The following is a 13,559-nucleotide window of genomic DNA, read 5'->3' as shown; positions in this document are numbered from 1 at the left end:
AGACTTACAAGCGCCCCCTGTTCATCAACAAGGAATCCCGAGCATTTTCAAAAAGCCCCAACCAAGATTGACGAAATTCAAAATCACGCCGTAGCAACTTCAAAACCCGTTTCTGATAACTGACCTTGTGTGGATCTGAAGCAAGCAGTTGCTGCGTCGCTCTAATTTCTCGATGGATCGTGCGCTTTCGATACACCCTTTGGATCCTTGCAACGCTGTCACGAAGAGCTTGCTTGGCAGCATCAGGATCACCATGAACACTGTTCCGGAGATAATCCAACATGGATCGATCCAACGTCATGCTGTAGGGATCGAGCTGCTCAGGCCTGGTCTCCAGAACGTTCAATAAAAACGCCACTCGGGCATGGCGGCTGGGAAAATCCAGCGAATCCGCATCCGCATCCGCATTCAAATTCACCTGCTTCCGGCCTGAGCTCTGAGCCAGGGTTCGCCTGACCACACCACCCTCCTTCAACAGCAGATCATCAAGACCGCGAAGGTAGTAGTGCTGAACAGGGAATTGTTGACCTTGGGCAATCCCAAGACAGCGACCGGAGCCACTGGTGTTGGAAGCATGGAGACGCAGCCGCTTGAGCGCGGAGGTTTGAACGATCGATTTGACCTGGGGAAAAACAAAAAACTTCTTTTGAGCAGACTCAAAAAAATCATCATCCAGCGATGCTGTCAGCCTCCATGGCATCAGGAGAGATTCAACACTTTCTTCGTCAAGGAATCGAAATAAATCAGGATGCAAGTATTCATCTGCATCGATAACGGCAACATAATCCTCTCGAATTAGATCCTGAACACTGCCAATTCTCTGACCTTCGGACTCATGGAAGCGAATCTGATTTTTTGCGAATATGTCTCTACACAATGGCGCTGCCCCTGGAGCAAGCACTGGATAAAAGGCCTCAACACCAAGGCGACGATGATAGTCAATGAAAGACTGGAGGTAAGGAGCTTCACCATCAAAAGCGCGCACAACGATGGCGTAACTGCTCACCAAAAAAATTGAATTTGGTTTAAATTACCACACAATGTCCCTAAAAAACATTCTGTATCTAGGGATCTGCTTCGGGCAAACCGAGCATCCCTGAATCCATCCATCTGGAGATCCCCGTGGCACGCCTCTCCAACCAAGCCTGCCCCCTCGAGATAATCAGATCAGCGTTGTTGTGCCCGCAAGCCAAGGCAATCCAACCAGGCCTGCGCGAGCTGAGGGCATCCCACCACAAGTGCAGGACATCCCTGGCTGGCATCGTCATTGCAATGCAGTCCAAGCGATTCCAAGGATGGACCTCAACGCAATGTCAGACCCTGCTCCCTTTGATCAGCGATAGTTCTCAAACTGCAGGGGAACATCAAGTTCATCCTCTTTGCTCTTCACCAGCTGGATAGCAGCCTGAAGATCATCCTTGTTTTTACCAGTAATCCGCACACTTTCGCCCTGGATTGCAACGGTCACTTTCTTGAGTTCATCGCGAACCATCTTGCTCAGTTTCTTTGCGATCTCCTGACTGAGACCCTTGCGTAACTTCACCACCTGCTTCACCCTATTACCCCCCGCTGTTTCAGGGGTTTGAAAATCAAAAATCTTGAGTGAAAGGTTGCGTTTGGTCGCTTTGGTTCGAAGCACATCCTCAACTGCCTGGAGCGTCATATCACTGGCCGTGGTGATCACCAACTCCGTCTCCTCCAGCTCAATCTCCGTGTTGGAATCCTTGAGGTCATAACGATTGCCCACATCCCGACGCACCTGATCCAGGGTGTTGACCAGCTCCTGCCGATCGAAATCGGAGACAACGTCAAAGGAATAGGTGCTGGCCATGACTCGCGCTCTTACCTGAGCTCAGCTTAGAAAGGCGCGGTCTGATTCCCCAACAATGTCGCTGCTGCAGCTGTTCACCGCCACAGATGCGGCTCCTTACGCCTGGTCGCTAGTGCTCTCCGGTGGCTCAGTCGTGGCCAGCATTCTTCCGTTGGGCGCCGCGCGGTCAGCCGCAAACTTCGAAATGAAAGACATGGCCGCACCCCGGGCCATGTTCGACCGCTATCCGGCCTGGGGCAAGCGCGCCAGCTGGGCCCACCAAAACAGCTTTGAGGCCTTCACGCTGCATGCCCCGGCAGCTTTGTTGGCCCTAACCGCTGCACTACATACCGGCGCATTGCCTTCGGCAGCCGTGGTGGCCGCATTTGCCCATCCAGCGTTGCGCCTCGCCTACATCGCCGCCTATGTGGCCAACACCCCCCCCGCTCGGGGCCTGTGTTGGGCCACTGGTCTGCTTTGCAGCGGCATTCTGTACAGCGAAGGGCTGAAAGCACTCCTGAATGGTTGACCACAAGCCTTCGGCCTAGGTTTGTGGCTTAGCTGACTGCACCAGCGATGCCCTTCAGACTCTTGGGCTGGGGCTGCCTGGCAACATTGGCAACCCTCTCAACAGGGCTCCTGTCCAAACCAGGTCTGGCGCAGGTCCAGTTCAGCCCAGTGCAACAGCGGATTGAAGAGTTGCGTCAGGAGCACAACATTCCTGGTGCTTCCATCGCCGTAATCGAAAACAGCCGGATTGCTTGGGCGCGGGGCTTTGGCGTGGCAGACCTGGCCAGCGGGCGGCCGGTGACTGCAGACACCTTGTTTCAGGCTCAATCGATCACCAAAACGCTCACCGCCTTAGCCACGGTGAAACTTTTGGCATCCAAACAGATTGCAGTTGATGAGCCTGTCAACCGCTATTTAACAGGTTGGACGATCCCTGAAAATCGTTACACAGCAAAGGTAGCGGTGAGTTTTCGCATGCTGCTGAACCACACCGGAGCCCTAAGCAATCCCTATCCCGACGGTTGCTGCGGGCCCAAGGAAACACTGCCGACATTGCAGCAGGTGTTGCGTGGAATGCCCCCTGCCAACAACCAACCACTCACCGTTGTGCGGATCCCCGGCAGCAGCTTCGACTACTGCAACGGCTGCTACTCGGTGCTGCAGCCGGCCTTGGAATCGATCAGCCAACAATCCTTCCCCGCTCTCATGCAGGAGTTGGTGCTGACACCAGCTGGCATGGACCGGAGCACTTTCAACAACCGCTTTTTTCTGAACGACACCAGCACAATTGCCATCCCCTACGACGTGGATGATCAGCCCCATCACCGTGCACCAATGCGGCATCCCATCCTTTCCACCGGCTTGATGTGGAGCACAGCAAGCGACCTGGCACGCTTCAACATTGCCTTCACCCAGGCGCTCATCGCTAAGCACAAGCTCATCAGCAAGGACCTGGCCGAACAACTCAGCATTCCCAGTTCCAGCCCAAGCCGCAGCCTTGGATTTTTTATCGGCAACCGAGACGCTGACACGGCGACTCAAGGAAGATACTTATTCCACTCAGGCTCTGGCAATGGATACTTAAGCCTTTCGATCATCAGCTTGGATGGGGCCAATGGAGCTGTCTTCCTTATCAACAAAGCACCGAACCCATGGCTGGCGACAGACATCCCTCAGTACCACTTCATCAAAAGCAGCCTTAAAACCATCAATACCGCAAGGAAATGGTCAAAATGATAACAATTAGACAAAAGCTTCTTCTACTCAAACCATATGTTCAGTGATTCAAAAACAAATTTTATCGAGCCTTGAACCTCAAATCAAGACTTAGTCAAAATACAAAAGGCTCACTACTTTTCCCATATCTTCAGCTGTTCGGGCACTTGCCAACAATGTCTCGCTGTCATGAAACGCGAGGCAGATCAACTGATCACACCGGTTAATGATCTCTTGGTTGCACAAACTGCTGGCCATTGGCAAGGGGAGATCATCCTGCTCGGGCTTGTCCACAAGGTGCAGCACCCGATCCAGAAGATCTCGGATTTCAGGAACCTGTCGATCGAGGCTCTGGGGCAACAACACGGTGAGCTTCGAAGGATCCACTTCAAGACACCCTCGAATCACGGCAGCATTCACGCCCTGAGATCCCGATGTCACCAGGGAATGACCTTCCTGCACGAGAGAGCGTGCAACCAATTCGATCAGATGAACCGCCACAACAGGCACATGCCGACTGCCAAGGATGGCGATTCGTCGCTGACTTTTGTCCTGTAACAGTGCGAGTTCCTGCGCAAGCGTGTCAACCCGATCAAGGGCTGGCAGATCCAGTGACTGACCCAAGGAAAACCCGCCGCCTGATTTCATCGGAAGTTAGCAACCATCAGGCGTGCTGAACCGTGAGGTTCAATGCTTCGAAGAGCTGATCGAGGTGGCAGTGCTCTTCCACAAGACGGAAGGCATAGGTCGCCTTCACGGCTTCATGCAGCCGCACATGACCGAAGGCCTGCTCAATGACCTCTACCGTGGCGAGCGTGTCGTGCTCCACCTTGAGGAGGGGAACATCCAGCTCTTCCGCGCGGTTGATCAATTGAGGGAGAGGTTCCCCCGCTCCAGTCAGGATCAGGCACTGGGTTGAAGCCTCCAGAGCAGCCAACTGGATATCAGTGCGATCCGCACCCGTGACGACAGCCATGTTGCGTCGTTTGCGGAAGAACTCCATGGCTGAATTCACATTCATCGCGCCAATACTCAGGGTTTCCACCAGCAGTTCTTGCCGTTCTGGGCAGCAAATCACCCGCGCATTCAGCCGTCTTACCAACTCACCGACGGTGACGCTGCGCAGCAATGGGGAACGCGGCATGACCCCGAACACCTGCAAGCCCAGGCCCTGCAGAGCAGGCACCACCTGACGCTCCAAGCTCTCGACCTCCTCGGGGGTGACAGCATTCAGGACGACACCGACCAGGCGATCTCCAAGGGTCTGCTTGGCCGCCAGAAGAGCATCCACGCTGCGGCTGTCTTGCCAAAGGTGCACCAGCACGACCTTGGCATCAAGACCTGTCGCCAATTGCGGCAGGCTGAGGCCATACAGCAGCCCCTCCTGCAGGCTTCCGGCGCACTCCAAAAGGGTGAGTCCTTCGCCGGACTGTATTTGCTGCCGCAGTTCATCGAAACCTTCGCCTGCATCCAGCTCGCCCAGGCCAAGGCGCTGGGCAGCTGTTGTCGGAGACAGCAGATGCATCGATGGAATCAGACGCTCAGGCGGCAGATTCAGCGTTTCACCAACAAAGCGAACGTCATCATCGATGAGGGGTTCCGGCAACGGCCCCTGGTTTGGATCCCAATCCAGGCTGGTGGCCAAGGGCTTTCCGAAGCGGATCTGCTGTCCGGCTCGCGCAAGCTGCTGGGCAATTCCCAGGACTAGGGCTGACTTCCCACTGAACGGCTCACACGATCCGATCAACAGTGTCGTTCCCATAGAGGTGATGCCTGTCATCGATGAATCTAGGCCTGCTCAGGAGCATCACTGCGCTCCATCAACAACCACTGCCAGAACCCATCAGGGAGGTCTGGCTCCGATCGCTGCGGATGAGAGCGATCCATCAGCCAGGCCACCAGTTGATGAGTCACCAGAGAGAAATCAACGTCCCCCTCGGTATGACCAGGAAAACGGAGTTCGCATTCCAGCCTCTCCAGGGGCGCAGCGACCCCGTTCCAGCGGAGTTGATAGGGGTATCCATCCATTCCGGCAACGGGACGCCGCCCCTCCAGTTCACCGCGACGCAGGATCTGCAGGGCTGCGGCTAGATCCTGCTCACGACTGACACCACCGCAATAGGGAGCGAACAGAACCAGTTGGGCAGCATCTGACAAAGCTGGTGCTTGGTCCTTGATTCAATCGCTTCAAGGATGCCCCAAGCTGACCCCATGGCCCAGTCCCCCTTCCAAGGCCGACGCATCGGCATCACAGGTGCACGCGGAGCACTGGGAGCAGCCCTGGCCCGTTGCTTCCGGGCAGCAGGCGCCGAGGTGATTGGATTCACACACAGTTCTGCCCCTCCACTTCAACCCGATGGGCCCAACCGTTGGGTGACATGGCGCTGCGGTGAAGAAGCCAGCCTGGATGCCGATCTTGAAAAAATCGATGTTCTGATCCTGAACCATGGCATCAATCCCCAGGGCAACCAAAGCCCTGACGTGATCAATCAAGCCCTGGAGATCAATGCCCTAAGCAGCTGGCGGCTGATGCAGCGTTTTGAAGCCATCAGCAGAGCCTCGCCTCAGGGTTGTCCGAAAGAAATGTGGATCAACACCTCGGAAGCGGAAATTCAGCCTGCTGTCAGTCCGGTGTACGAACTCACCAAGCGGATGTTGGGCCAATTGGTGAGCATCCGCGGTGCCGTGCTCGATGGATCAGGACGCGAAGCCCTCATCCTGCGCAAACTTGTACTCGGCCCCTTCCGCTCGTCGCTCAATCCCATTGGGGTGATGGGAGCCGATTTTGTCGCCGCCCAGGTGCTCCGCCAGGCCGGCTGGGGGTTGCGACTCGTGATCGTGACCCCCAACCCACTGACTTATGTCCTGATGCCCCTGACCGAGCTTGGACGGAGGATCTACAGCCAGGTTCTCAGTCGCCCCGATCCGTGAGGATCTCGCAACCGTCACTGGTGACGAGGACGGTGTGTTCCCACTGCGCGGAAAGAGACCCATCGCGGGTCACAACAGTCCACTGATCCCGCAGCGTGCGGCATGCCTTGCTACCGGCATTGAGGATGGGCTCAATGGCCAACGTCATGCCAGGGCGCAAGGTGACGTTGGGGAGCTCATCGGTGCGGAAGTTGAACACAGAGGGTTCTTCGTGCAGGTTCCGACCCACACCATGGCCTGTGTAATCCTCCACAACGCTGAAACCGTTCGCCTTGACGTGGTCCTCGACGGCTCCAGCGATATCGAGCAGGGTATTGCCCGCTTTTACTTGGCTGAGACCAGCCATCAAGGCCTCTTTAGCAACGCGGCTCAAGGTCTGAGCTTCCGGGGGGGCATCCCCCACGCAGATCGTGATGCAGCTATCGCCGTGATATCCCTCGAAGTAGGCGCCGGTGTCAACCTTCAGCAGATCACCCCGCCGAATCATTCGCTTTGGGCTGGGGATGCCATGCACCACTTCGTTGTTAATGCTGGCGCAGATGCTTGCAGGAAAACCGTGGTAGCCCTTGAAACTCGGGGTCGCGCCCATCTCCCGGATGCGTTTTTCAGCAAAGGCGTCAATATCCCCAGTGGTTTGACCGGGCTCCACCATCCCCATCACTTCCCGCAGCACGGTGGCGACAATGTGACTGGCCTGGCGCATGATCTTCACTTCGCGCGCCGACTTGATCTCAACGCCCCGACGCTTCTGAATCCGCGGCCCCGTTGCTGTGACCTGCCCCGGCGCCGCCTGGGTGGATGCCAGAAGATCAGCAAAGAGATTCATGACTCAGCCCAATATCCGTCACGCTATCAACAGCAACCGAATTGATGCCGGTCATGCCGCTGCTTGTGCGCTTGCGCGAACTGCACCGAAGCATTGCACCGTTCGTTCTGGCTCCGTTGCTGGTGACTGTGTTCTCCGGAGTCAGTTATCGGTTGGCCCGAGATTGGTTCGGAGCAAGCCGCGAGCAAGTGCACTGGCTCATGGTGGTGCACGAAGGGGAATGGCTTGGCTCCACACTTGAGCCATTCGTTGTGCTTCTCAACGCCGTCGGCCTGCTGTGGATGCTGATCACGGGGGCAGGACTCCTGATCGAACGATGGCGTCGGAAGGTACACTCATAGTTTGGCGATTCAACGCGGAGCTGGGATGGCAGCCGATTCGAAGGACACAGCGGTGACCGACGAGAACACCGAAACGGCTGTGGACACAGCACCTGAGCCCAAAGCGGCGAAGGTCAGCGCTCCTGCCAAAAAACTGAGCCCCGAATCACTGATACGGGCGTTCGAGACTGCTCAGCAGAAGGATGATCTTCCTGAGATCTACGTGGGCGACACCGTACGCGTTGGCGTTCGTATCAGCGAAGGCAACAAGGAACGAGTGCAGCCCTACGAAGGCGTGGTGATTTCCAAGCGCCATGGAGGCCTCAATCAGACCATCACGGTCCGCAGGATTTTCCAAGGAATTGGCGTCGAACGGGTATTCATGCTGCACAGCCCACAAGTGGCTTCCGTCAAGGTGGAGCGGCGCGGTAAAGTACGCAGGGCGAAGCTTTTCTATCTGCGGGAACGGGTGGGCAAGGCCACCCGCGTGAAGCAGCGCTTCGATCGCTGAGGTATCTACCTCGTTCAATTCAGTTGCCAACAACAACGTTGGCTGAGGGGTTCATCGCCTTGCGCCGTTAGTTCAGTTGGTAGAACGCAGGTCTCCAAAACCTGATGTCGGGGGTTCGAGTCCTCCACGGCGCGTCCGATGTCCCCCTCGTGCAGTTTCCCGGTTCTGAGCATGGAGTTGGATCTTCAACCTGGTGATGTTGTGAAGGTGTTGGAATCAGCCGCCCTCGGCTGGGTCCGTGCCCGAGTGATACGCGTCAAATCCGGCGGCCGTGTGGTCGTCCAAAGTGATCAAGGTCGTGAATTCACCGCCCGCGGCAATCAGGTTCGGCTCATCGAACCTGCAGGATTCCGTCCCTAAACAGTCTTTCCATCGATCAACCATCGATGTAGCGCTGCTTTTCCCGACGACAAAGTCGTCGGGAATTTTTTTATGCCCAGTCGCTGATGACAAAGTGACGGAGTTCAACACGTCAGTTGTTGACGGAGGGCAGGGCAACAGTTGATACTGGTGGGGTCGCTTCAAGCGACGCAGATCAGATTCCTCGGAGCGCGTCTCGCGAGTTCTGAATCGGATCTGGGACCGTAGTTCAACCGGTTAGAGCACCGCCCTGTCACGGCGGAAGTTGCGGGTTCGAATCCCGTCGGTCCCGTTTTCAACACCAAAAGCCACAATGGTGCGCGTTCGATTGGCCCCCAGTCCAACGGGGACGCTGCATATTGGAACGGCACGTACCGCTGTCTTCAATTGGCTTTACGCCAAGCACGAACAGGGAACATTCGTGTTGCGCATTGAAGACACGGACAAAGAGCGGTCCAAACCGGAGTTCACCCAGAACATCCTCGAGGGCTTGCAATGGCTCGGCCTCAACTGGGATGAAGAGCCCGTCATCCAGAGCGAACGGGTGACACAGCATCGAGAAGCGATTCAGATCCTTCTCGAACGGGGATTGGCCTACCGCTGCTACGCCAGCGAATCGGAACTCACGGCCATGCGCGATGCGCAGAAAGCTGCCAATCAAGCGCCCCGCTACGACAACCGTCACAGGAATCTGACGCCGGATCAGGAACAGGCATTTCAGGCGGAAGGCCGCGAGGCAGTGATCCGCTTTCGCATTGATGATGCTGCCGAGATCCGCTGGCGCGACCTGGTGCGTGGAGCCATGAGTTGGCGTGGCTCTGACCTCGGCGGAGACATGGTTATCGCCCGACGCGCACCGGCGGATCAGATCGGAGACCCTCTCTACAACCTTGTGGTGGTTGTGGATGACGCCGCGATGAACATCACCCACGTGATCCGTGGTGAAGACCACATCGCCAACACGGCCAAGCAACTGCTCCTCTACGAAGCGCTGGGCCTGCCCTTGCCGACCTTTGCCCACGCCCCTCTCATCCTCAACGCCGAAGGACGGAAGCTGTCCAAACGGGATGGGGTGACCTCCATCAATGACTTCCGCGCCATGGGTTACACCCCTGACGCCATTGCTAATTACATGACCCTGTTGGGCTGGTCCGTGCCGGAGGGCATGGAAGAACGGTTCAGCTTGAGCGAGGCCGCTGCCGTCTTTGACTTCGATCGTGTCAACAAAGCCGGGGCACGCTTCGACTGGGACAAGCTCAACTGGCTCAATGCCCAGGTTCTGCATGGCTGGACGGCGGAACATCTCCTGGGAGAACTGACCCCTCGATGGGCTGAGCGTGGTTGGGTTCCACCCAGCGATTCCAGCTGGTGCCTCGACCTCTGTGCCTTACTCGGCCCATCACTCACACTGCTGAACGACGGAGTCGATCAGGCGGCACCATTCTTTGAATGTCCGGAACTTCAGGAGGATGCTCTTGAGCAACTCGCTATAGACGGGGCCAAAGCGGCCCTTGCCGATCTCATTCAGCGGCTCGAGACCGAAGCATGGGATGGAAGCGACAGCGATCGGGCCAAAGGCTGGTTGGGGGATGCCGCCAAAGCCGCCGGTGTGAAAAAGGGAGTTGTGATGAAATCTCTGCGTGCCGCTCTGCTGGGGCGACTTCAGGGACCCGACCTGATCACCACATGGTCACTGCTGTCCCGAATCGGTGAGGACCTGCCGCGGCTGCGCCGCTGCCTCGGCTGAGGCAGGTTCGTCATCGTCGGTTTTGACCAGACCGAGCGCCTGAGCCAACGGTTGGGCTGTCAGGCCCTGCAAACCAACGGTCATCAGGATGGTCAGAAACACCAGCCCCTGAAGGCGTCCAGCCCCCAGAATGCCGGCCTGCTCCAGACGAATGGCGAACAGAGAAGCCACTGATGCAGTGACGATTCCTCGAGGAGCGAGCCAACCCAGAAACAGGCGTTGCTCAACGTTGAAGGGCAGCCCCATCGTGGCCACACCCACGCCGATCGGACGCACCACAAGCATCAACGACATCACGCAGAGAATGCCGCCCCAACCGAGCGGACTGAGTTCAGCCCAGGACACATCAGCCGCAAGAAGGGGAAACAGCATCGTGATCGCCAACTGGGCCAATTCCTGAATCAGACCATCCAATTCAGCGGTGTGCGGTCCTGGGCGGCGACCGACGACAATTCCAGCCGCCACCGAAGCGGGAAGAGCTGATTCCGGCAGCAGCCACTCACTGACGCCATACATCAAAAACAACAAACCCAGGCTGAGCTGAAGCGGTAGCCCTTTCAACTGATCGGGATTAAGCCGTCGCAGGACTTCAGACAACAGCCAGCCGACGCTCGCACCGATCAGCACACCACCACCCAATCGATACAACAGTCCGAGCATCACCTCACGCCAGCCATGCAAATTGCCAAGGGCAAGTTCCAAGAGCAGCAGGGCTAAAACAGCGCCGATGGGCTCGAGCACCAGTCCTTCAGCCTCCAGAACTTCACCCAGAGGCGGTGCGAGCCGAATCTGTCGCACCAAGGGGGTAACCACCGTTGGCCCCGTGGCCAGCACGATGGCACTGAAGACAGCGGCGAGCGACCAGCTGAGGCCGGCCAGCCAATGGGCCGCCAACAGACCCCCTCCCAGGGAGATCAACAGACGCAGGGCGGCAATGCGCTGCACCGTGGCCTTGATCGTGTCACCGGGCAGACGGAGATTGAGTCCGCCATCGAACAGCACCAGGCTGACCAGCAGACCCACCACGGTCCCAAGCCCGGGGCCAAGGTCGAGGGGTTCCACCCAACCCAGACCAGAGCGGCCAATCAGCAGCCCCGACAGGAGCAGCAACACAACTCCAGGAAATTCCGACTTCGCCGCCACAAGCCTTGCCGCAGCGCCCGAAAAGACCGTGACGCCCCAGAGGAGGCCCAGACGCTCAGGCGTCATCGACTGAGGAGAACTGGGGTTCCACGCGCACGCCGATCACCGCCTGGGGCCGAACGACCAGATATTCACCCTCCAGATCGCTGATCGGAACGTTGACGAAGCCGCCCTGGTTCTCGGCATTGACCACACCTTGATACCACTCCTGGAAGGTCTCGAGTTTCGGGAAGAACACCCGTTCGGTCTGCCCTCCCACAAGGTGGAGATGGACGGCATAACGGCGAGGCGTACGGGACATCAGTTCGGAAGGACATCCGTCAAGGCCTTCTCAGGATGACGGATCGGTTCAGGGTCTGCCCAGAGAAAAGGGCAAAGACAGGCGTTTCGCGGGGCGTAAAGCGGATGACGAGGCTGTCCCGAGGCCGTCCGTCCCAGCATCAGAGGATGCGGCGAGTCGGGAACGGATCGCCTGCGTTCAGGCAGCAACCGCTGAATCTTTTCAAGGACAACTTGAGCCCGATCCCGTCGCGCCCCGTTTACACCCCAACCGCACCAAAGATCGACCCGAGGCGTCAGGGACCAGTGGTTGAGGCAGCGGTTCAGAACAAGATCATTCTGCCCACCGATGGGGTCCTTCACCCGCAGCAACGCCGCTGGAGACGGCGAAATACGGGCGAACAGATTGAGAACCAGTAACTCCCGATATCCCCATTGCCTTGCGAAACCGATCAAACGACGCAGGGTTGGGTCATCACGCTGTCCATCCGCCTTTGAGGGATTGAGTCCAATGAAAAGCAGGCAACCCTCCCCCGCGCCCCAGCAGCGCCGCAGCCACCAGCGATAGCAGCCATCGCTGCTCAGCTGCGCCTCAGACGCCGAGGTGCCGGCGACAGCGCTCAAGGATGCGTTCGCTGGCATGACCATCGCCGAAGGGATTAACGGCGCGGGACATCTCTTCATAGGCCGTGGCATCCCCAAGCAGCCGCGAGGTCTCTTCCACAATCACATCGGGATCGGTCCCCACCAGCCGAGCCGTTCCAGCATCAACAGCCTCCGGTCGCTCCGTGGTGCGTCGCAGCACCAAGACAGGTTTGCCGAGCGCAGGGGCCTCCTCCTGGAGACCACCGGAATCAGTGAGCAGAAGACAGCAGCCTTTCATCGCCGCGACAAGGCGGTCGTAATCCAAGGGTTCGGTCAGCACCACACGGGGATGCCCCCCGAGCAGAGCCTGCAGCGGCTCACGCACCGTGGGATTGCGATGCATGGGCAACAGGAGTGCCGTATCGGGGTACTTCTCAAGCACTTGAAGCATGCCTGCCGCGATGTCGTTCAGACGCTCACCCCAGTTCTCGCGCCGATGCACGGTGGCCAGGATCACCCTCTGCTGGGCCCAGTCGAGGCCATCAAACTGAATATCGGGCGCTGATTCCGCCATCAGCAACAACGCATCGATCACGGTGTTTCCGGTCACGGAGATCTCCCCGACCACACCGGAGGCCTTCAGGTTGGTTTCCGCCTGGGCCGTCGGTGCAAAGTGCAGTGTCGCAATTTGGGAGAGGAGGCGACGGTTGGCTTCCTCCGGGAAGGGATCCAGAAGATTGTCGGTCCGCAGACCGGCCTCCACATGGCCCACCGGGATCTGCTCATAGAACGCGGCCAGACCAGCGGCGAACGCCGTGGTGGTGTCACCTTGAACCAGGACCATCTGCGGGGGATAGGCCTGAAAGTCTTCACGCAACCCTTGGAGCGCTGCACAGGTGACATGCGTCAGGGTTTGGCGGGGCGCCATCAGGTTGAGATCCTGATCCGCTTGGAGATGGAATAGATCCATCACCTGGGCCACCATTTCACGATGCTGACCGGTCAAGACGACCCGGGTCTGCAGCGCATCACAAGCCTGGAACATTCGGATCACCGGAGCCAGCTTGATCGCCTCCGGACGCGTTCCCAGAACGATCGTGACGCGGGGCTGTTCAGCCATTCGATCCAGACGGTCCGCTGGAGTTTACGGGCGTCAACCCGGAGAGAACAGTGAGAAAAGGTTGCCAGCTTCAGCATCGAGACGATCCTGAAGACTGAACTCTCGCCATCACCGTGGCTCAGCCGGTTTTCCCGCCCAGCTTCCCGCCGCGCCCAACATCAGTCCGAACATCTGAGCCATCCGCCCGGACCTCTGGACGCTC

General features: G+C 57.9%; 17 protein-coding genes and 2 tRNA genes. 9 read left to right on the top strand and 10 right to left on the bottom strand.

Annotation, left to right across the window (positions count from 1 at the left end; translation table 11 throughout):
- Nucleotides 1-4 precede the first annotated feature (4 nt).
- Complete coding sequence (locus tag SynPROSU1_RS03720) at nucleotides 5-1,006, bottom strand: glycosyl transferase family 2 (protein WP_186571555.1); 1,002 nt, start codon at nucleotides 1,004-1,006, stop codon at nucleotides 5-7.
- Between the two features lie 327 nt (nucleotides 1,007-1,333).
- A complete protein-coding gene (locus SynPROSU1_RS03715; protein ID WP_186571554.1) occupies nucleotides 1,334-1,831 on the bottom strand; it encodes a YajQ family cyclic di-GMP-binding protein in 498 nt (165 codons plus the stop codon).
- A 55-nt stretch (nucleotides 1,832-1,886) separates the two neighbouring features.
- Here SynPROSU1_RS03715 and SynPROSU1_RS03710 point away from each other — a divergent pair, with 55 nt between their 5' ends.
- Both SynPROSU1_RS03710 and SynPROSU1_RS03705 read left to right on the top strand, forming a co-directional pair.
- On the top strand, nucleotides 1,887-2,339 hold the full coding sequence (locus SynPROSU1_RS03710) for an MAPEG family protein (RefSeq protein WP_186571553.1): 453 nt from the start codon (nucleotides 1,887-1,889) through the stop codon (nucleotides 2,337-2,339).
- A 47-nt stretch (nucleotides 2,340-2,386) separates the two neighbouring features.
- The gene (locus tag SynPROSU1_RS03705) at nucleotides 2,387-3,556 is read left to right on the top strand and encodes a serine hydrolase (protein WP_186571552.1); all 1,170 of its coding nucleotides are present in this window, start codon (nucleotides 2,387-2,389) and stop codon (nucleotides 3,554-3,556) included.
- A gap of 90 nt (nucleotides 3,557-3,646) precedes the next feature.
- On the opposite strand, the gene SynPROSU1_RS03700 is transcribed toward SynPROSU1_RS03705, so the two are convergent.
- The 3 genes from SynPROSU1_RS03700 to ebsA are packed head-to-tail and all read right to left on the bottom strand — an operon-like array spanning nucleotide 3,647 to nucleotide 5,692.
- Nucleotides 3,647-4,183: a DNA recombination-mediator protein A gene (locus SynPROSU1_RS03700; RefSeq protein ID WP_038556374.1), complete on the bottom strand. Its 537-nt coding sequence runs from the start codon at nucleotides 4,181-4,183 to the stop codon at nucleotides 3,647-3,649.
- Between the two features lie 16 nt (nucleotides 4,184-4,199).
- A complete protein-coding gene (locus SynPROSU1_RS03695; RefSeq protein WP_186571551.1) occupies nucleotides 4,200-5,297 on the bottom strand; it encodes a phosphotransacetylase family protein in 1,098 nt (365 codons plus the stop codon).
- A 26-nt stretch (nucleotides 5,298-5,323) separates the two neighbouring features.
- Nucleotides 5,324-5,692 carry a type IV pilus biogenesis protein EbsA gene (ebsA, locus tag SynPROSU1_RS03690; protein ID WP_186571550.1) on the bottom strand — a complete coding sequence of 123 codons (369 nt, stop codon included), beginning with the start codon at nucleotides 5,690-5,692 and terminating at the stop codon, nucleotides 5,324-5,326.
- 36 nt (nucleotides 5,693-5,728) lie between these two features.
- On the opposite strand from ebsA, the gene SynPROSU1_RS03685 reads away from it, so the two are divergent.
- Nucleotides 5,729-6,466, top strand: coding sequence for an SDR family oxidoreductase (locus SynPROSU1_RS03685; RefSeq protein ID WP_186571549.1), 738 nt, complete (start codon nucleotides 5,729-5,731; stop codon nucleotides 6,464-6,466).
- Here SynPROSU1_RS03685 and map read toward each other — a convergent pair.
- Nucleotides 6,447-7,292, bottom strand: a complete 846-nt coding sequence (gene map, locus SynPROSU1_RS03680; RefSeq protein ID WP_186571548.1) for a type I methionyl aminopeptidase — start codon at nucleotides 7,290-7,292, stop codon at nucleotides 6,447-6,449. The genes SynPROSU1_RS03685 and map overlap by 20 nt on opposite strands.
- A gap of 53 nt (nucleotides 7,293-7,345) precedes the next feature.
- Here map and SynPROSU1_RS03675 point away from each other — a divergent pair, with 53 nt between their 5' ends.
- The 6 genes from SynPROSU1_RS03675 (at nucleotide 7,346) to gltX (ending at nucleotide 10,230) form a co-directional block, all read left to right on the top strand.
- On the top strand, nucleotides 7,346-7,633 hold the full coding sequence (locus SynPROSU1_RS03675) for a PepSY domain-containing protein (RefSeq protein WP_186572215.1): 288 nt from the start codon (nucleotides 7,346-7,348) through the stop codon (nucleotides 7,631-7,633).
- A 25-nt stretch (nucleotides 7,634-7,658) separates the two neighbouring features.
- Nucleotides 7,659-8,123, top strand: a complete 465-nt coding sequence (gene rplS / locus SynPROSU1_RS03670) for a 50S ribosomal protein L19 (RefSeq protein WP_186571547.1) — start codon at nucleotides 7,659-7,661, stop codon at nucleotides 8,121-8,123.
- A 61-nt stretch (nucleotides 8,124-8,184) separates the two neighbouring features.
- A tRNA-Trp gene (locus SynPROSU1_RS03665) sits at nucleotides 8,185-8,257 on the top strand.
- Nucleotides 8,258-8,294: 37 nt separating this feature from the next.
- Nucleotides 8,295-8,483: a hyperconserved protein Hcp gene (locus SynPROSU1_RS03660; protein ID WP_006043540.1), complete on the top strand. Its 189-nt coding sequence runs from the start codon at nucleotides 8,295-8,297 to the stop codon at nucleotides 8,481-8,483.
- A gap of 218 nt (nucleotides 8,484-8,701) precedes the next feature.
- Nucleotides 8,702-8,775 (top strand) — tRNA-Asp (locus SynPROSU1_RS03655).
- A gap of 21 nt (nucleotides 8,776-8,796) precedes the next feature.
- The gene (gene gltX, locus SynPROSU1_RS03650; RefSeq protein WP_186571546.1) at nucleotides 8,797-10,230 is read left to right on the top strand and encodes a glutamate--tRNA ligase; all 1,434 of its coding nucleotides are present in this window, start codon (nucleotides 8,797-8,799) and stop codon (nucleotides 10,228-10,230) included.
- Here the strand turns inward: gltX and SynPROSU1_RS03645 are convergent.
- Genes SynPROSU1_RS03645 through wecB form a run of 4 tightly spaced genes read right to left on the bottom strand, consistent with a single transcriptional unit; the run spans nucleotide 10,174 to nucleotide 13,357 of the window.
- Nucleotides 10,174-11,439: a sodium:proton antiporter gene (locus SynPROSU1_RS03645; protein ID WP_186571545.1), complete on the bottom strand. Its 1,266-nt coding sequence runs from the start codon at nucleotides 11,437-11,439 to the stop codon at nucleotides 10,174-10,176. The two genes, gltX and SynPROSU1_RS03645, sit on opposite strands and share 57 nt — an antisense overlap.
- Nucleotides 11,429-11,674, bottom strand: coding sequence for a hypothetical protein (locus SynPROSU1_RS03640; RefSeq protein WP_186571544.1), 246 nt, complete (start codon nucleotides 11,672-11,674; stop codon nucleotides 11,429-11,431). Before SynPROSU1_RS03640 ends, SynPROSU1_RS03645 begins: the two co-directional genes overlap by 11 nt.
- Nucleotides 11,674-12,276 carry a DUF1643 domain-containing protein gene (locus SynPROSU1_RS03635; protein ID WP_186571543.1) on the bottom strand — a complete coding sequence of 201 codons (603 nt, stop codon included), beginning with the start codon at nucleotides 12,274-12,276 and terminating at the stop codon, nucleotides 11,674-11,676. Before SynPROSU1_RS03635 ends, SynPROSU1_RS03640 begins: the two co-directional genes overlap by 1 nt.
- Nucleotides 12,245-13,357 (bottom strand): non-hydrolyzing UDP-N-acetylglucosamine 2-epimerase, encoded by a 1,113-nt coding sequence (wecB, locus tag SynPROSU1_RS03630; RefSeq protein ID WP_186571542.1) that lies wholly within the window; start codon nucleotides 13,355-13,357, stop codon nucleotides 12,245-12,247. The genes SynPROSU1_RS03635 and wecB overlap by 32 nt, the downstream gene beginning before the upstream one ends.
- Nucleotides 13,358-13,559 lie beyond the last annotated feature (202 nt).

Source organism: Synechococcus sp. PROS-U-1, from assembly GCF_014279755.1.
Taxonomy (GTDB): domain Bacteria; phylum Cyanobacteriota; class Cyanobacteriia; order PCC-6307; family Cyanobiaceae; genus Parasynechococcus.
Note: the sequence above shows the minus strand (reverse complement) of the source record. Positions and strands in the feature narration are given on the sequence as shown.